The sequence below is a fragment of the Acuticoccus mangrovi genome (assembly GCF_016411865.1).
GTDB classification, from domain to species: Bacteria; Pseudomonadota; Alphaproteobacteria; order Rhizobiales; family Amorphaceae; genus Acuticoccus; species Acuticoccus mangrovi.
The window spans coordinates 19,475-36,123 of record NZ_JAEKJA010000034.1 but is presented as its reverse complement, the minus strand read 5'-3'; the positions used below and the strand labels follow the sequence as shown (position 1 = coordinate 36,123).

Below are 16,649 nucleotides of genomic sequence, written 5' to 3'. Positions count from 1 at the left end.
CGATCCTGGTCGAGGATGCCGGCCGCGGTGCCGCCCGCCGGGTCGATCAGCGTGATGGTGCTGATGTCGAGGTCGACGGTGGAGATGGCGATGCCGGCCGCGGAGCGCTCGAACGAGGCCACGATGGACTTGGTGGAGTTGTAGCCGGCGGCGGACGAATCGACCGACAGGAAGTTCTGCTCGTTGATGACCGAGGCGTCGGCCTTGTTCTGCATGTCGGTCTGCAGGCCGGTGATCTGGGTCTGCACGTTGGTGCGGTCGACGCCGGGCTGGCGAGCGGCCACCAGGAGCTCCTTCATCTTCTGAAGGCTGTCGCGGGTGGATTCCAGACCGTTGTACACGACGTCCAGCGTGGACCGGCCGAGGGCGAGAGCATCCTTCACCGCCGACAGCGCGCCGTTGTCGGAGGCCGTCGTTGTGGCGATGGCCCAGTAGGCGGCGCTGTCCTGGGCCTTGGCGATGCGCAGACCCGTCGAAACGCGGTTGTTGGTGGTGTTCAGGCTCTGGTTGATCTGGTTGAGCGTCTGCAGCGCAACCATCGCCGCGGTGTTGGTGAGAAGGCTCGTCATCGTCTTTCCTCTGAGGTTTACTGAAAGACATGCCGACGGGCGGCAGGGCAGGACGGCGTCATGCCTTTGGTTCTCGCGCCAGATGTGTACGCGGCGTCGAGGCGGGCGCTCGCCCGACCAACCTGCTACGAGGTGGCATATAGGGAGCCCTGCTTGGTCGAGGCTTGCGCGACCCTCCGGATGGCGTCGCTCTCGCGGAAAACAGCCAGGACGCTTCACCGAGCGCGCGACGGGACGAGACGGCAGGACGAGACGGCGGGACGGGGGTCGCCGGCGAGGGATCGCACAAGAAGGCCGCACCGGACAGGCGGCGCGGCCTCAGGGGACGTGTCTCAGGACGGGGTGGGGGCTTGCCGCACCCATCAGCTGAAGAGGGCGAGCACGCTCGTCGCCGAGGCGTTGGCGATGGACAGCGAGGCCACCGAGAGCTGCTGCTGGGTCTGGAGCGCGGCGAGGCGGGTGGACTCCTCTTCCATGTCGGCGTCGATCAGCGCTCCCGTCGCGCGCGCGTTGGCATCGATCAGCGCCGAGATGAAGGCGTTCTGCGAATCGGTGCGGGCGAGCACGGTGCCGGCGGTGTTCGAGGCGTCGATGACGTCGATGAGGGCGGCATCGACGATCCCGATATATTCCTCCAGCGTGGTGAGATCGGCGGCCGAGTCCGTCAGCGCCGAGATGTCGATGGCGAGGACGTTGTCGGTGGTGCCCCCGACGGTGCGGTCCTTGTCGAGAAGGCCCGCCGCCGTGCCGCCGGCGGGGTCGACGAGGGCGATGCTGGAGATGTCGAGATCGATGGTGGAGATGGCGATGCCGCTCGCCGAACGCTCGAAGGCGGCGACCACCGACTTGGTGGCGTTGTAGCCGGCGGCGGACGAATCGACCGACAGGAAGTTCTGCTCGTTGATGACGGCGGCGTCGGCCTTGTTCTGCATGTCGGTCTGCAGGCCGGCGATCTGGGTCTGCACGTTGGTGCGGTCGACGCCGGGCTGGCGGGCCGCGACGAGCAGCTCCTTCATGGTCTGGAGGCTCTCGCGGGTGGAATCGAGCCCGGTGTAGACCACGTCGATGGTCGCCCGGCCGATGGCGAGCGCATCCTGGACCGTCGTGAGGGCGCCGGTGTCGGACTGGGTGGTGGTCGCGATCGCCCAGTAGGCGGCACTGTCGCGCGCCGTCGCGATCCGCAGCCCCGTGGACACTCGGCTGTTGGTCGTCTTGAGATCCGTACTGATCACGTTCAGCGTGTGGAGCGCCACCATCGCTGCCGTGTGGGTAATAAGGCTCGTCATCGTCGTTCCTCTACGCAAATACTGGGAGACATGCCGACGAGGGCTTTGCAGATGGGCATCATGCCAATGGCGGCGGGGCCGTGCGAGGCCCGCCAGGTCCGCCTGCATCCGAGCTTGATTTTGCGACAAGCGCTGGTGCGGGGCTGGTCAGTGCATTTTGGTTCCCGCATGAGAGGAGAATAGCAGCCATCATCACGTCGACGTGAGCCTGCGGACGGGCAAACAAAAAGGCCGCCCCGGGGGGCGGCCTTGAGCGACGATGCGGTGGGAGAGCGCCTTACCTGAAGAGGGCGAGGACGTTCTGAGCCGAGGTGTTGGCGATGGAGAGGGATTCCACGGCGAGCTGCTGCTGCGTCTGCAGGGCGGCGAGGCGCGTCGATTCGGTCTCCATGTTGGCATCGATCAGCGCGCCGACGGCCCGATCATTGGCATCGATGAGCGCCGAGATGAACGAGTTCTGCGACTGCGCCCGGGCGAGCACGGTGCCGACGAGGTTCGAGGCGGTGATCACCTCCATCAGCGCCTCGTCGACGATGGCGATCGTCTCCTCCAGCGTGGTGATGTCGGCCGCCGAATCCGTCAGCGCGGAGATGTCGACAGCGTCGACCGCGACGCTGGTGCCGCCCGAGGTGCGGGTCTGATCGATGACGCCGATGTTGCCGTTGGCGTCATAGAGCGAGATCGTGCTGATATCGAGGTCGATCGTGGACACGGTGATGGCCGTCGCCGAGCGCTCGAACGAGGCGACGATCGACTTCGTGGCGTTGTAGGACGCGGCCGACGAGTCGACGTCGAGGAAGTTCTGCTCGTTGATGACCGAGGCCGAGGCCTTGTTGGCCATGTCGGTGATGATGCCGTCGATCTGGGTCTGGATGTTGGTGCGATCGACGCCCGGCTGGCGGGCGGCGACGAGGAGCTCCTTCATGTCCTGAAGGCTCTTTCGGGTGGAATCGAGGCCGTTGTAGACCACGTCCATCGTGGCTTCGCCGAGAGCGAGCGCGTCGCGCACGGTGCCGAGGGCGCCGTTGTCGGAGGCGGTGGTGGTGGCGATGGCCCAGTAGGCGGCGCTGTCCTGCGCCTTGGCGATCCGCAGACCGGTGGACACCCGGTTGTTGGTCTCGTTGAGGCTGCGGTTGATGTCGGTGAGGGTCTGAAGGGCGACCATGGCCGACGTGTTGGTGAGAAGGCTCGTCATCGTAGTTCCTCTACGCAAAGACTGGTTCGGGAAACATGCCGATGGCGCTGCAGTGGGCCTCATGCCGTTGGCGGGCGAGAGGGACGGTGCCCGTGCCAACCTGCGCACCCCCGATGTGGGGCGCGATGCTTGCCTGGGGCAGAGGCGCGCGCCGCCGCCCTGTCGGCGGGTGGAGCCCCCGCCGGTCGTGCGGCGATTGCCGCTGGGGCGCGCGTTCGCCTAGCTGAACGAGCGCACGAGCGAGCCGATCAGGAGGTTCCACCCGTCAATCAGGACGAAGAAGAGGATCTTGAAGGGTAGGGCGATGATGGTGGGCGGCATCATCATCATGCCCATCGACATGATGAGGGTCGCCACGATGAGGTCGATCACGAGGAACGGCAGCAGGATGAGAAAGCCGATTTCGAAGCCTCGGCGCAGCTCGGAGATCATGAAGGCGGGGATGAGGGTGCGCAGCTCCACCACCTGCGGCGAGGACGGGGCGATGCCGCCGAGGTCGGCGAAGAGCTCCAGATCGCGCGGGCGGACGTGGGTGATCATGAACTCGCGGAACGGTTCGGTGATCTTGTCGTAGGCTTCTTCCTCGCTGATCTCGCCTTCGGTGAGCGGGCGCACCCCGTTCTGCCAGGCCCGGTCGAAGGTGGGGCCCATGACGTAGAAGGTCATGAAGAGGGCGAGCGAGATGACGACGATGTTCGCCGGCGTCGTCTGGAGCCCGAGACCGGCCCTCAGGAACGAGAGAGCGACGATGAGGCGGGTGAAGCTCGTCACCATGATGAGGAGGCCCGGGGCGAGCGACAGGACCGTGATCAGCGCGATGAACTGGATGATGCGCGCCGAGGCCGAGCCCTCGCCCGCCGGGAGGAGGCGGGCGAGGTCGAATGTCCCCTCGCCGCCGGACTGCGCCAGGGCGCTGCCGGCGGCGAAAAGGACGGGTGCCGCCGTCATGGCGAGGATCGCGGTGCGGCGCACCGCGGGAGGGAGGCTCATCCTCCGCTCGGAAGGCTGGGTCATTGCAGGACCATGGTCTCGATGATGAGTTCCTTGACGGCGCCGCTGGAGGCGATCTCGACGCGCTCGTTGAGATCGTCGCGCAGGTGGTTGAAGGCGCTGGCGCCGGTGAGTTCGCTCATGGTGACGGTACGCAGGAAGGCGAGGAGATCTTCGCTGAGCACCGCCTTGAGGTGCTTGACGTCATCGACCGCCTCCCGGTCGAACACCATCGCCGTGTCGAGCCGCACGCGGGTGCCGACCGGGTTGGCGAGGTTCACGATCACCGGCTTGAGGCGTTCGAGGCCGGTGTTCTCGTCCCAGGCGAGGGCGGCGTCGGCCTTCGTCGGGGTGGTGTTCGCGCGCTTGGTGGCGACGGAGGCGATCTGGTTCACCTGCATGAGGCCGAACCCTGCCCCGGCGCCGCCTCCGAGGAGGGTGATCGCGACGAGGGCGAGGATGAAGCCCATCTTGCCGGGCTTCTCCTGCGGCTCGGGGGCGGCGTCTTCTTCGATTTCTTCGTCCATCAGAAGGGCACCACTTTGTCGTAGATCTGCTGACCCCAGTTGGGGGATTGGATTTCGCTCTGACGTCCGCGACCGCCATAGGAGATGCGCGCTTCGGCGATCTTCTCGTAGCCGACGGTGTTGGCGCGGGTGACGTCGAGCGGGTTGACGATGCCGGCGAGCCGCAGGACGCGCATCTCGTCGTTGACGCGGATTTCCTGGACGCCGGAGATGATGAGATTGCCGTTGGCGAGCACCTCGGTGACGACGGCGGCGACACGCAGGCGGAGCTGCTCGGAGCGGTCGATGGCGCCGGAGCCGCGGTAGCGCGAGTTGGCGCCGATGCCGAGATTGGCGGCCGCCTCGGCGGTCCCTTCCGGGCCGTCGAAGCCGCGGCCGGCGCCGAAGATCGAGAAGTCGAAGTCGGTCTGGGAATCGCGCTCGCGCTCCGACTCGTTGTCGAATTGGGCGCTGTCGTCGAGGTTGATCTCGACGGTCACCGTGTCGCCCACATTCTTCGCACGAACGTCGGTCAGGAGGTCCTGGGTGCGGCGGCCGAAGAGGGAGCCGGGCTCGGCGGCGGCGTTGACGGGGATCGCCGTCGGCAGCTCCGTGCGCGTCACCGCGAGGCCCTCCCCGATGGGTGAGAAGGCGGGGGTGCCGAGGAGCTGACCCTCGGCGCAACCGGCGAGCGACAGGCCGCAGACGAAGAGGACGGGGGGCGATCTCATCCGGCGGTTTTCTCCGGTTCGACGCGCGACAGGCCGGCCATGATGGAGGCGATTCGGGCGGCCTTTTGGGGGTCCATCTCGTTGAGGATCGCGCTCGCGGTGCGCGGCGTGACCTTGGCGATGAGGGCGGCGGCCTGCAGCTCGTTCATGGCGGCGAGCTGGGCGGAGGCGGCGTCGGGCCGCATGCCGGCGTAGATGCTGACGAGGCTGTCCTCGGCGAGGGCGAGGAATTTCTGGCGCCGCTCCAGCCAGGCTTGATAATCCGCCCGCTTGGCCTCGAGCGCCTGGAGGCGCGCCTCGATCTGCCGCTCCACCTCTTCGAGCCGCGCGAGTTTGCGCTGGTAGCGCGCGTCGGCGGCCTCGTCGGCGAGGTTGGTGCAGTAGGCGATCGCGGTGTCGGCCCCACCGTCGCGGCTCTGGGCGAGCGCGGTGACGGGAAGGACGTGGCCGATACCCGCAAGGGTGAGGATGAGGGCGGGGAGGGCGCGGCGGCGACGGGGAGGCTGGGTCATTGGACGATCAACTCCGCTTGAAGGGCACCGGCGGTCTTGATGGTTTCGAGGATGGCGATGATGTCGCTCGGCCGCAGGCCGATGCGGTTGAGGCCGTGCACCAAGGTCTGAAGGTCGGTGCCGGAGACGATGGCGAGCTTGCCGTCGGCCTCTTCGATGCTGACGGTGGTCTGCGGTTCCACCACCGTCTCGCCGAAGGAGAAGGGGTCGGGCTGTACCACCACGGGATCTTCGGTGACGCGCAGTGTGATGTTGCCGTGGGCGAGGGCGACGGTGGAGACGCGCACGTTCTGGCCGATGACGACCGTGCCGGTGCGCTGGTCGATCACCACGCGGGCGGGGGCGTCGGGAGTGACCTCAAGGTGGCCGATCTCGGCGAGGAAGCGTGTGGCACCCACATTCTGCGGCTTGTGCAGGACGACGGTACGCAGGTCGCGCTCGGCGGCGATGCGGCGGCCCCAGCGCTTCTCGGTGTAGGCGTTGACAGCGTCGGCGATGCGGGCGGCGGTGCGATAGTCGGGATTGTTGAGCTCGAGCGTGAGGGTGTCGAGACCCTGCAGGGATCCCGGCACGCGGCGCTCGACGAGGGCGCCGTTGGGGATGCGGCCGGCGGTGGCGACACCCTGGGTGATCTGCGCCGCTTCGCCCTGCACGTTGATTCCGGAGACCTGCACCGGGCCTTGGGCGACGGCGTAGACCTTGCCGTCGCCGCCCGTCAGCGGCGTGACGACGAGGGTGCCGCCCTGGAGGCTTGTGGCATCGCCGATGGAGCCGAGCGAGACGTCGATGCGCGAGCCGACGCCCACGAAGGGGGGCAGCGTGGCGGTGACGGTTACGGCGGCGACGTTCTGGGCGCGCAGCGGCACGCCGCGCACGGCGACACCCATGCGGTCGAGCATCGATTTCAGCGCCTGCTCGGTGAAGGGGGCGTTGCGCAACGTGTCGCCCGTTCCCTGGAGGCCGATGACGAGGCCGTAGCCGATCAGCTGATTGTCGCGCACGCCCTGGACGGTGGTGATGTCCTTGATTCGCGTCGCCTCCGCCGGAGGGGCCGCGAGGACGACGGGCAGCGCCAGGAGCGCGGCGACGAGGAGCGGGATGGCGGCGCGCGGTCTCATCGGCCGGACACCTCGATCGCGCCGTCCATGCCGACGATCCCGGAGATGAGGCGACCGGAATCGAGGTTGCGAGCCTGTACGAGATCGCCGGCGCCGCCGTCGTTCTGGGGCAGAACCGTCGCGGTGATGGTGAGGTTGCCCATGCGGAAGCGCGCTTCGGTGGGGCGGCCGCGGCGTACCAGGTCGGCCGTGCGGAACGCATTGAGGGGGATCGGCTTGCCCGCCCGCAAAGTGCGCCGCGCCTCCTTGCCGAGGGCGAGGGTGGGGTCGGTCATCACCGAGAGGGGACGGTCGGGGTCGTAGTAGAAGTGCTTTTCGGTGAGCATGCCGGGCGTGATGCGCTCGCCGGGGGCGATGGTCTCCACCGGAACCGGCAGGAGGCCACCGGAGGTGTCGGCGCCGGCCATGTCCGCCGAGCCGAGCGCGAGGAGCACGGCACCGGCGAGGCCGGCGACGACGCGGCCGATGCGGCGGTCGGGGAGGCGGGCGCCGGACATCAGCGGATGCCCTGGGAGATGACGCCGGCCATGTCGTCGGCGGTCTGGATCACCTTGGAGTTCATTTCGTAGGCGCGCTGAGCGGAGATGAGCTCGGTGATCTCCTTCACCGCGTCGACGTTCGAGGCTTCGAGCCAGCCTTGGTTGACGACACCGAAGCCGAGATCGCCGGGAAAGCCCGCGGTGGGCTGGCCGGAAGCGGCGGTCTCGCGGAAGAGATTGTCGCCGAGGGCTTCGAGGCCGGCATCGTTGGCGAACGTGGCGAGGGTGATCTGGCCGAGAAGCTGGGGCGCCGCGTCGCCCGACAGGGAGACGTAGACCTCGCCCGACTTGTTGATGACGACCTCGCGCGCCTCGACGGGGACCACCAGCCCCGGCTGCACCTCGTAACCGTCGAGGGTGACGATTTCGCCGTTGGGGCCGAGATTGAAGGCGCCGGCGCGGGTGTAGAGGGTTTCGCCGTCGGGGCCGGTGATCTGGAACCAGCCGTGGCCGTTGATCGCGAGGTCGAGGGGATTGGAGGTCTGCGACAGGCTTCCCTGCATGTGGAGCTGGCGCACCGCGATCGTGCGCACGCCGAGGCCGATGCGGGTGCCTTCGGGCACCGGCAGCTCACCGCCACGATTGGGCACACCCTGGGCGCGGTTCGTCTGGTAGATGAGGTCAGCGAACTCGGCGCGGGAGCGCTTGAAGCCGGTGGTGTTGATGTTCGCCACGTTGTTGGCGATCACCTCGAGGTTCGTCTGCTGTGCGTTCATGCCGGTGGCGGCAATCGCAAGAGCCTTCATGGCGCGCTCCTATGGCGGCAATTCGGGATCGTTCGGCCGCCCGCTAGGGGGCCGGGACATCGAGAGAAAGGGTCGGCTCGACCGGTGGAGTGGGATGCGGGGCGGACGGCGGGCCGTCAGATCTGCATCCGACTCACTTCCTGGTAGGCGGCGACCACGCGGTCGCGCACGGCGATGGCGGCGCGCAGCTGCTGTTCCGCCGTCATCATGGCGCGCACCACGTTCTGAACCGACGTGTCGCCGGAAACGCCGGCGATGGAGGCCGCTTCGCCGGTCCGCAGCGTGTCGCGTGCCGCCGCGCTGACCTTGGCGAACATCGCCTGGAACGAATCGTCCACATTGGCGGCGGCCGCGCTGGTGTTGACATTCATGGTGCGCGCCGCGTCGGCGCCGGTAATGCCGGTCACGCTCATCATGATCCACTCCTCAGAAGATCAATGGTCATCGAGATCATCGAGCGAGCGCTGCGCATCATCTGCAGGTTCGCTTCATAGGACAGGTTGGCCTCACGCATGTCGGCCATTTCGGTCAGGAGATTGACGTTCGGATATTTCACCTCGCCCTCGGCGTTGGCGGCCGGGTGGTGGGGGTCGTGCTCCACCACGAAGGGCGCCCCGTCGAGGGAGGTGCGCTTGACGTCGACCGACCAGGCACCGATCGCCCGGTCGAGCTCGGCGGCGAACACGATGGTCTTGCGCTGGTAGGGGTCGCCACCCGGCGTTGCCGAGGTGGAGCGGTGGTTGGCGATGTTCTCCGAGACGACGCGCAGCCGGTAGGACTGCGCCTCGAGCCCGGCGCCCGCGACGCGCGTGACCATCGCCAGGGGATCTGCACCGGCGATCATTGGAACGACACCGAGGCGAGGAGCATGCGGTGGAAGGTGGCGATCACCGAGAGCGACAGCTCATGGCCGCGCTTGGTGTCGTCCGCCTTCATCAGCTGCTCGTCGAGCGAGACGGTGTTGCCGGAGTGGGACACGTCCCAGCTGCGGCTCTTGGTGACGTCGGCCGCATAGTCCTCCATCGCGGTGGGGGCCATGTGGCCGGGTCGCGTCTCGCTCATGGTGAGGCGCGTCTGGTCGCCCCCTGCATGGAAGGGCTCGATATCGCGGGCCCGGTAGTTGGGCGTGTCGGCGTTGGCGATGTTGCCGGCGATCGCCGCCTGCCGCACGGCGGCCCATTCGGCGTATCGCGTGGCGATGTCCATCACGTAGAGAGGCGAGGCATTCGCCGTCGAGACTGGTGTGGCTCCAACGATCATGGGTGGATCCCGACGCTCCGGGGTTTGGGTCATCTGAACGCCTCGAACCTAAGGGGGCGAGCTTGTCCGGGGCTGACGCAAAAGGTGTTATGCCGATCCTCGCGGGAACGGCGACGCGCCGGCGCCGTCGCGGCTGTAGACGTGGTAGAGCACCTGCGCGACGGCCCGATAGAAGTCCTCGGGAATGAAGCGCTCTACTTCGACAGCGTAATAAAGCGCACGTGCAAGAGGCGGATCCTCGACCACCGGGACATGGTGTTTCTCGGCGATCTCGCGGATCTTGAGGGCGACGAGGTCCATGCCCTTGGCGACGAGGCGCGGGGCGCCGCCGGTGTCGCGCGTGTAGCTGAGGGCGACGGCGTAGTGGGTGGGGTTGGCGATCACGACGGTGGACTGGGGCACCGCCGTCAGCATGCGCCGACGCGATCGGTCCTTCTGGGCGGAGCGGATGCGGGCCTTGAGGATCGGGTCGCCCTCGCTCTGCTTGAGCTCGTCCTTCACCTCGCGCCGCGTCATCTTGAGGTCTCGCCGCCACTTGATGCGGGTCCAGACGAGATCGGCGGCGACGAGGATGATCGTGGCCGTGCACACCACCGCGAGCAGGCGCGTCGCGATGGCGAGGATCTGCGTGGGCAGCAGCGCCGGATCGACGAACACGGCGCGCACCAGGGTGGGCAGCTCGGAGCCGAGGAGGCTGAAGGCGATGGCGCCGACGACGGCGAACTTGAAGAGCGAGCGCAGGAACTCGGCGAGCCCCTGGCTGCCGAAGATGCGCTTGGCGCCGGCGATCGCCGAGAGGCGCTCGAGCTTGGGCCGGATCCGCTCGGCGACGATCCGCGGCGAGGACTGGGCGAGCGCCGCCACCACGCCGAAGATCGCGAGCAGGATGACGACCGGCAGGAGAAAGATCGCCGAGGCCCGATAGACCTGGAGGAAGATGGCGGTGGCGTCGGCCCCGTCGTTGAGCGGGTAGGCGCCGGCGTTGTCGTGGAGGAGGGCGAGGTGAGCGACGAGGTCGCGCGTCTGCTCCGCCGCCAGGATGCCGAGAACGACGAGGATGCCGAGAAGGGAGGCGAAGGCCGGAGCCTCGCGCGAGAAGGGAGTTTGCCCCTTCTTGAGCGCGTCCTCGATCTTCTTCGGGGTGGCCTCTTCCGTGCGCTCCGAGCTGTCCGGTTTCTCGCTCACCGCGCGCTGGCTCCCCGGTGTCGCGCGGCGGTAATGCGTCCGCCGGAGACGGACGCAGCGCGTCGCCGCTCGCCTTGCTTCGCAGAGAGGGTGGTACCCGCCATGCTATCCTCAGGAGCTGTTTCGGCGTCGCGTCGGGCCGACGGGGCGGCGGGGCGGCCGCTCCGCGACGTCGTCACGGAGCGGTCGTGGTGGTTGGAGGCCAACGGGGCGGGACCGCGCTACTGGACGAGCGCGCCGTCCTCGTCGCTGGTCGCAAGATCGATCTCGCCCTTCTGCCCCATCGTGAGGGCGAGGTCGGTGATCTTGCGGCGGGCTTCGTTGACCTCGCGCTGGGTCGCCGCCTCGCCGGTGGCGAGCTCCTGTTCGACCATGCGCCGGGTCCGCGAGGCGAGGCAGGAGAGGACCTGGTTGCGGAAACCCGCTTCCGTGCCCTTCAGCGCCATCACGAGGTCGCTGTTGTCGATCGCGTCGAACAGCGTGGTGAGCGACTTCGGATTGAGCTTCACGATGTCGTCGAAGGTGAAGAGCAACGACCTCAGGATTTCGGCCGACTTCGGGTGGGTCACGGTCAGACCGTCGAGCACGCCCTCCATCTGCTCGCGCTCCATCTTGTTGATGATGTCGGCCATGCGGGCATGGCTGTCGCCGCCCATGTTGAGCGAGAGGTTGACGGTGAAGTCCTCGTGGAGCGCCTTCTCCACGATCTTGAGGGCGTCGTCGACCACCGCCTTGCAGGTGAGCATGCGGCGCGCGATGCCGTCGCGCAGGTCCTTCGGCAGCTCGCCCATCACCTTGGCGGACGTGATGGGGTGGAGCTTCGACAAGACGAGCGCCGTGGTCTGCGGGTGCTCGTTGAGAAGGTAGGACACGAGGCTGCCCTCCGACACGGACGAGATGCGGTCCCAGATCGACTGGTTCACCCGCCCTTCCATCTCGGCGATGATCTCGGCGATCTGATCGGGCGGCAGGATGCCGGCGAGCATCTTCTGGACCATGGCCGTGTCGCCCACGAGGTTGGTGCCGAGGCCGTATTGCTCGACGAATTCCTCGACCAGGCTTTCAACCTGCGTCACCGGGACGGGGCGCAGCTCGGCCATCGCGTGGGTGATCGTGCGCAGCTCTTGAGGGTCGAGGTGCCGCATCACGTGGCCCGCCGCCTCCTGACCCATCGTCATGAGAACGGTGGCGACCTTTTCCACGTTGGTCATCGGGCGGTGGCGGAGGGCGGGGGCCGGTGCCATGGTTAGCGATCGTCCCCGATGTTCGGGCCGACGATCTCGGTCAGCGACACGCCGAACCGGGAGGAATCGTCGTCGACCACCACGACCTCGCCGCGGGCGATGACGCGGCCGTTGACGACGATGTCGACCGGCTCGCCGACGCGGTGGTCGAGGGAGACCACCTGGCCGCGGCCGAGCTTCATGAGGTTGGCGACGGGCATCGTGGCGGAGCCGAGCACCACCTGGATCACCACCGGGATGCGCAGGATGGTGTCGATGGACGGCTCCTGCGAGCCGGGGGTGGCGGAGGCGTGGATGGGGCTCTCGTCTTCGGACATCGGAGCTCTCCTGTTGTGAGGGTCGGCGGTGGGGTGGGGTCAGCCGGCGTTGTGAGCCGCTTTGGCGAGTTCGCTCCAGGTCAAGGAGCGGGACGCGGGGGCGTTCTCCCGGCCGTTGGCGCGCGACACCGTCGCCGGTTTGGGCGGGGTCCACGGCGCGCTGCGAGCGGCGGCGGGAAGGGCACTTTCGTTTCCCTCTTCGCTCTCCGTCGTGTCGGAGCTCGGCTTCACCACCATCATCACCGGACCCGTCGGTGTCGGCTTGGCGTAGCGGGCGGTGGCGCTGCGGCGCGCGTCGCCACCTATGGGCGTCGTGGCGACGAAGGCGGGGGTCGCCGCATCGCCCTCCGGCGTCCGATGGATCCGGGGAAAGCCGGCATCCTGGATGCGAGGGGGCATCGGTTGCGGAGGGGCTCCGGCGGGATCCTGCGCCCTCGGCGGCTGGGCCGGCGTCTGCTCGCCGGCGCGCGGGCGCTCGGCGCCGACCCGCGCCGCCTTGCGGATGCGCTCGGCGACCGTCGTCGCCGACGAGGCCGGGCTCCTTGCGGGCGCCTCGGCGCCGGGCGCTTCGGCACGGGGGGGAGATGCCGGCGCGTCGGGCGCAAGCGGTGCGGGCTCGCTGGTGGCGGGCATCGCCGCGGCGGGGCTTGCGAGGAAGGTCTCCATCGTCCGGGTCGTCGCCTGGTCGATGTCGTTCATCACGACGCGTGCCTCGTTGAGGCGGGATGCGAGGGCGACGGCCATGTCGCCCCCGTCGGCCTGGAGATCCTGGATCGCCTCGCGGGCCCGATCGAGCGCCTCGGAGGAGCGGGCGAACTCTTTGGCCGCCACTCCCTGCAGGGCGTCGAAGCGCTGCAGGCGCCGATACATCAGGAGCACGCACCCCGACGTCGCGGCGAGGGCGGAGAGGAGGACGAAGTCAATGATTGAGGATATCACCTAACAGCTCCTGTTCCGGGTCGAACACGTCGTCGATGCGCAGCTTGTAGACACCCTCCGCCTGGCCGAGTTGGCACCAGAAGAGCGGCTGCTCGTTGGCTTCGAGCTTGACCGGCGTCTTCGGGGTGGCGGCGAGTGAGATGACCTGGCCGGGGGCGAGGCGAGCGATGTCGCCGAGCGTCAGCTCCTTCTCGGCGAGGATCGCGCGCAGGCCCACCTCGGCGCGCGTGACGCCGGCCTGCATCTGCTTCATCCAGTTGGGGTCGCGATTGGTGGTCTCGTTGCCGGAGGTGGAGGACAGCGAGCGGCGCACCATCTGGAGGCCGGAGTGGGGCAGGATGACGAACATCTCGCCGCCGCGATTGATGGCCTGCACGAGGAATTTGGCGGCCGCGGCCTGGGCGTTGCGCCGACCCACCACGGCGAAGTGCATGCGCGTCTCGAGCCGCTCCAGGCGGAAGCTCGCCTTGGTCGCCACCGCGAACGCGGCGGACAGCGTGCCGCAGATCATCTCGGCGAGCTTGGCGCAGATCTTCATCTCGATGTTGGAGAAGGTGCGCCCGTCCTCCTCCGGCATCTCGTTGCCGTCGGCACCGAACATCACCTCCACGATGGTGAAGATGAAGTCGCGGTCGAACCCGAGCACAACCTCCGAGTCCCACTCCGGCACGTCCAGGATGGCGGCGACGGCGTTGGCCTCGTAGGGCTCCAGAAGATCGCCGACGCGGCCTTGCTCGATGTGGCTCATCGAGAAGTAGCAGGGCGAGGCGGCGATGGCCCGCATCTGCTCCACGCATTGGTTGGCGACGCGGTCGAAGATGACCGGCAGCATGGGCAGCCGGTCGATCTGGATGCCGGCGGCGTCGAGCAGCTTGTCGGAGACGGACTCGCTCATGATTGCCTCACGCCGCCTTCTGACCGCCGCCCAGCGCCTCTTGCTCCACCTCGTCGATGGAGGGGCGGTAGTCGGCGACGATGGTCTTGCGGCCGTGCTCGAGGGCGATCTGCGGCATCGCCCCGTTGATGTAGGCGAGCAGCGCCTGCTTGGTGATCAGGAAGGGCTTCATCTGCTTCTCGCCGATCGTCTTGATCTTGGAGCTCATGGGCGAGAAGAAGGCGTAGGACGACAGGATGCCGATGAAGGTGCCGACGAGGGCGGAGGCGATGAGCCCGCCGAGGATCTCCGGCGACTGGTCGATCGCTCCCATCGCCTTCACGATGCCGAGGACGGCCGCGACGATGCCGATCGCGGGCAGCGCGTCGGCGATCTCGCCGAGCGCCAGTGCCGGCTTCATCTTCTCCTTGCGGATCGTCGCGATCTCCTGATCCATCAGGCTCTCGATCTCGAAGCCGCGGGCGTTGCCGATCAGGATCAACCGCACATAGTCGCAGATGAAGTTGAGCAGCAGCTTGTCCTTCAAGATATTGGGGAACTGCTTGAAGAGCTCCGACTCGTCGGGATTGTCGACGTGCGCCTCCACCTCGTTGCGCGGTTTCGCCTTGAGGTCGCGCATCAGGGCAAAGAGCACACCGAGGAGTTCCAGGAGCTCCTTGCGCTTGGGCGATTTGCCGGCCGCCGCGTCGATCACCGCCTTCATGGTCTTCTTCGCCATCGCCAGCGGGTTGGCGATGATGAAGATGCCGGCGGCGAGGCCGAAGATGATCAGGAATTCAAATGGCTGCCAGATGACCTCGATGTGGCCACCCATCGCCATGAAGCCACCCAGCATCGATCCGATACCGATGACGAGACCAAGTAAGACTGCCAAGAGTTCATCTCCCGTATGAAGCGATGGGAGTAGAGCCCCGGAGCCTTGCGCGAGCCTGTCGGCAAAGCAGCTATCGCCGATCGGATCGGAACGCGCGACGGCGCAAGCCCCACACCAGCCTTCGGCGCAAGATTGGCGATGAAAGGAACGCGCCGGCGACGGCATCACCTGGAGAGACACCATGTCTGTCGCAGCAAGCTACAGCCTGATCGCACGCAATCTCGACCGATCGCTCGCCGTTACGGCCAACCAGGCGCCGGTCAAGCTGGAGACCGCCTACTATCGCGAGCACTACGGCGACGTGACGTCGATCGACGAGTTTCTCGCCGATAGCCGCCTCTTCCGCTACGCGATGACGGCCTTCGGCCTCGCCGATCTCGCCTACGCCAAGGGTTACATCCGCAAGATCCTCGAAGAGGGCGTCACCGATCCCGACTCGCTCGCCAACCGCACCAGCGACCAGCGGCTGCGCGAGTTCGCCCGCGTGTTCGACTTCGAGTCGTACGGCGATCTCACCATGAAGCGCGTCGCCGCCGGCGAGGCGGTGGTCGATCGCTACGTGCGCCAAACGCTCGAGACGGACGCCGGCAGCCGCGACGGGGACGGGGTACGCCTCGCCCTCTATTTCGCGCGGATGGCGCCGGAGATCGACAACGCGTTCGATATTCTCGCCGATTCCGCCCTTTCCGAAGTGGTGCGTACCCTGTTGGGACTGCCGACCGCCTTCGCCGCCGTCGACATCGACCGCCAGGCGGAGGTGCTCACCGAACGGCTCGACATCGCCTCGCTCAAGGACCCGGCGGAGGTCGACCGTCTCCTGACGCGCTTCACCGCGCTTTGGGACGCGGCCGAGAGCGGGGCGAGCGATCCCGTGCTGAGCCTCTTCGGCATCACGGGCAATACGAGCCCCACCATCTCGCTCGATCTCGCTTTGTCGCTCAACTCGCTTCGCCTTGGAGGTCTATGAATGCCGTCTGACGTCTATGTCGCGCTCTCCGGTCTGATGGCGATGGAGGCCCGCCTCGACACGGTGGCCAACAACATCGCCAACATGCGCACCGGCGGCTTTCGGGCCGAGGCGGTGGATTTCTCCACCGTCCTTTCCGACTACGGGCGCGACCGGGTGGCCTTCGCCGAATCCGGCGGAACCTTCTTCGATCTCTCCGCCGGTCCGGTGGAGGAAACCGGCAATCCGCTCGACGTCGCGATCGTCGGCGAGGGCTGGTTCGGGATCGAGACGCCGGCCGGCCTCGCCTATACCCGCGACGGGCGCTTCACGGTGACGCCGGAGGGCGATCTCACCACGATGACGGGCTACGGCGTGGTCGACGAAGGCGGTGCCCCCATCGCCATCGACCTTGCCGCCGGGCCGGTGGTGATCGGCGCCGACGGTCGCATGTCCCAGGCGGGCCGAAACGTCGGCGTTCTGGGTCTCTTCGCCCTCGGGCCGGAAGCCGGGCTGAAGCGCTACGGGGACACCGCCCTTCTTGTCAATGTTCCGGGTGAGCCGGTGGTGGACCGCGCCGCCAACGGCGTGAAGCAGGGGTTCCGCGAGGGCTCCAACGTCAACGCCATCGAGTTCATCACCGAGATGATCGCGATTCAGCGCGCGTTCGAATACGGCAACGCCGTTCTCAACGATCGGCAGCAGTCGATGGAGCAGGCGGTCAGGGTTCTGGGCGGCGACTGATCCCTCTGGCCGCAGCGCTGAGGAGCGCGGCCGCCTGAGACCAACCACATAAT

General features: G+C 67.6%; 21 protein-coding genes. 2 read left to right on the top strand and 19 right to left on the bottom strand.

From position 1 onward, the window contains the following. The 19 genes from JCR33_RS23525 to motA all read right to left on the bottom strand — a co-directional run. Positions 1-569: flagellin N-terminal helical domain-containing protein (locus JCR33_RS23525; RefSeq protein WP_456298329.1), on the bottom strand; the 569-nt coding region annotated here is incomplete at its 3' end. A 362-nt stretch (positions 570-931) separates the two neighbouring features. Beyond that, positions 932-1,855, bottom strand: a complete 924-nt coding sequence (locus JCR33_RS23520; RefSeq protein WP_198884591.1) for a flagellin N-terminal helical domain-containing protein — start codon at positions 1,853-1,855, stop codon at positions 932-934. 277 nt (positions 1,856-2,132) lie between these two features. Next, on the bottom strand, positions 2,133-3,050 hold the full coding sequence (locus tag JCR33_RS23515) for a flagellin N-terminal helical domain-containing protein (RefSeq protein WP_198884590.1): 918 nt from the start codon (positions 3,048-3,050) through the stop codon (positions 2,133-2,135). Between the two features lie 219 nt (positions 3,051-3,269). Then, complete coding sequence (gene fliP, locus JCR33_RS23510; protein WP_211110541.1) at positions 3,270-4,040, bottom strand: flagellar type III secretion system pore protein FliP; 771 nt, start codon at positions 4,038-4,040, stop codon at positions 3,270-3,272. A gap of 20 nt (positions 4,041-4,060) precedes the next feature. Further along, positions 4,061-4,567: a flagellar basal body-associated FliL family protein gene (locus JCR33_RS23505; RefSeq protein ID WP_198884589.1), complete on the bottom strand. Its 507-nt coding sequence runs from the start codon at positions 4,565-4,567 to the stop codon at positions 4,061-4,063. Further along, positions 4,567-5,277 carry a flagellar basal body L-ring protein FlgH gene (locus JCR33_RS23500; protein ID WP_198884588.1) on the bottom strand — a complete coding sequence of 237 codons (711 nt, stop codon included), beginning with the start codon at positions 5,275-5,277 and terminating at the stop codon, positions 4,567-4,569. The genes JCR33_RS23505 and JCR33_RS23500 overlap by 1 nt, the downstream gene beginning before the upstream one ends. After that, positions 5,274-5,789, bottom strand: coding sequence for a MotE family protein (locus JCR33_RS23495; RefSeq protein WP_198884587.1), 516 nt, complete (start codon positions 5,787-5,789; stop codon positions 5,274-5,276). The genes JCR33_RS23500 and JCR33_RS23495 overlap by 4 nt, the downstream gene beginning before the upstream one ends. Beyond that, positions 5,786-6,907: a flagellar basal body P-ring protein FlgI gene (gene flgI / locus JCR33_RS23490; protein ID WP_198884586.1), complete on the bottom strand. Its 1,122-nt coding sequence runs from the start codon at positions 6,905-6,907 to the stop codon at positions 5,786-5,788. Before flgI ends, JCR33_RS23495 begins: the two co-directional genes overlap by 4 nt. Continuing rightward, entirely contained in the window at positions 6,904-7,404 is a 501-nt protein-coding gene (flgA, locus tag JCR33_RS23485) for a flagellar basal body P-ring formation chaperone FlgA (RefSeq protein WP_198884585.1), read from the bottom strand. Before flgA ends, flgI begins: the two co-directional genes overlap by 4 nt. Then, positions 7,404-8,192: a flagellar basal-body rod protein FlgG gene (flgG, locus tag JCR33_RS23480; protein WP_198884584.1), complete on the bottom strand. Its 789-nt coding sequence runs from the start codon at positions 8,190-8,192 to the stop codon at positions 7,404-7,406. The genes flgA and flgG overlap by 1 nt, the downstream gene beginning before the upstream one ends. 116 nt (positions 8,193-8,308) lie before the next feature. Beyond that, entirely contained in the window at positions 8,309-8,608 is a 300-nt protein-coding gene (locus tag JCR33_RS23475; protein WP_198884583.1) for a flagellar hook-basal body complex protein FliE, read from the bottom strand. Further along, the gene (gene flgC, locus JCR33_RS23470; RefSeq protein ID WP_232372791.1) at positions 8,605-9,009 is read right to left on the bottom strand and encodes a flagellar basal body rod protein FlgC; all 405 of its coding nucleotides are present in this window, start codon (positions 9,007-9,009) and stop codon (positions 8,605-8,607) included. Before flgC ends, JCR33_RS23475 begins: the two co-directional genes overlap by 4 nt. A gap of 23 nt (positions 9,010-9,032) precedes the next feature. Further along, complete coding sequence (locus tag JCR33_RS23465) at positions 9,033-9,452, bottom strand: flagellar basal body protein (RefSeq protein ID WP_198884581.1); 420 nt, start codon at positions 9,450-9,452, stop codon at positions 9,033-9,035. Between the two features lie 87 nt (positions 9,453-9,539). Then, entirely contained in the window at positions 9,540-10,637 is a 1,098-nt protein-coding gene (flhB, locus tag JCR33_RS23460) for a flagellar biosynthesis protein FlhB (RefSeq protein WP_198884580.1), read from the bottom strand. 221 nt (positions 10,638-10,858) lie between these two features. Next, a complete protein-coding gene (locus JCR33_RS23455) occupies positions 10,859-11,881 on the bottom strand; it encodes a flagellar motor switch protein FliG (protein ID WP_198884579.1) in 1,023 nt (340 codons plus the stop codon). Between the two features lie 2 nt (positions 11,882-11,883). Beyond that, positions 11,884-12,198, bottom strand: coding sequence for a flagellar motor switch protein FliN (fliN, locus tag JCR33_RS23450; protein ID WP_198884578.1), 315 nt, complete (start codon positions 12,196-12,198; stop codon positions 11,884-11,886). A gap of 39 nt (positions 12,199-12,237) precedes the next feature. Beyond that, positions 12,238-13,137: a hypothetical protein gene (locus JCR33_RS23445; RefSeq protein WP_198884577.1), complete on the bottom strand. Its 900-nt coding sequence runs from the start codon at positions 13,135-13,137 to the stop codon at positions 12,238-12,240. Beyond that, positions 13,118-14,032 carry a flagellar motor switch protein FliM gene (locus tag JCR33_RS23440; RefSeq protein ID WP_198884576.1) on the bottom strand — a complete coding sequence of 305 codons (915 nt, stop codon included), beginning with the start codon at positions 14,030-14,032 and terminating at the stop codon, positions 13,118-13,120. The genes JCR33_RS23445 and JCR33_RS23440 overlap by 20 nt, the downstream gene beginning before the upstream one ends. Positions 14,033-14,039: 7 nt before the next feature. After that, complete coding sequence (gene motA / locus JCR33_RS23435) at positions 14,040-14,906, bottom strand: flagellar motor stator protein MotA (RefSeq protein ID WP_198884575.1); 867 nt, start codon at positions 14,904-14,906, stop codon at positions 14,040-14,042. A 181-nt stretch (positions 14,907-15,087) separates the two neighbouring features. Between motA and JCR33_RS23430 the strand changes: the two genes are divergently transcribed. Together JCR33_RS23430 and flgF are read left to right on the top strand one after the other, a co-directional pair. Then, on the top strand, positions 15,088-15,873 hold the full coding sequence (locus JCR33_RS23430) for a DUF1217 domain-containing protein (protein ID WP_198884574.1): 786 nt from the start codon (positions 15,088-15,090) through the stop codon (positions 15,871-15,873). Beyond that, the gene (gene flgF / locus JCR33_RS23425) at positions 15,874-16,596 is read left to right on the top strand and encodes a flagellar basal-body rod protein FlgF (protein WP_198884573.1); all 723 of its coding nucleotides are present in this window, start codon (positions 15,874-15,876) and stop codon (positions 16,594-16,596) included. It abuts the gene before it with no gap. Positions 16,597-16,649 lie beyond the last annotated feature (53 nt).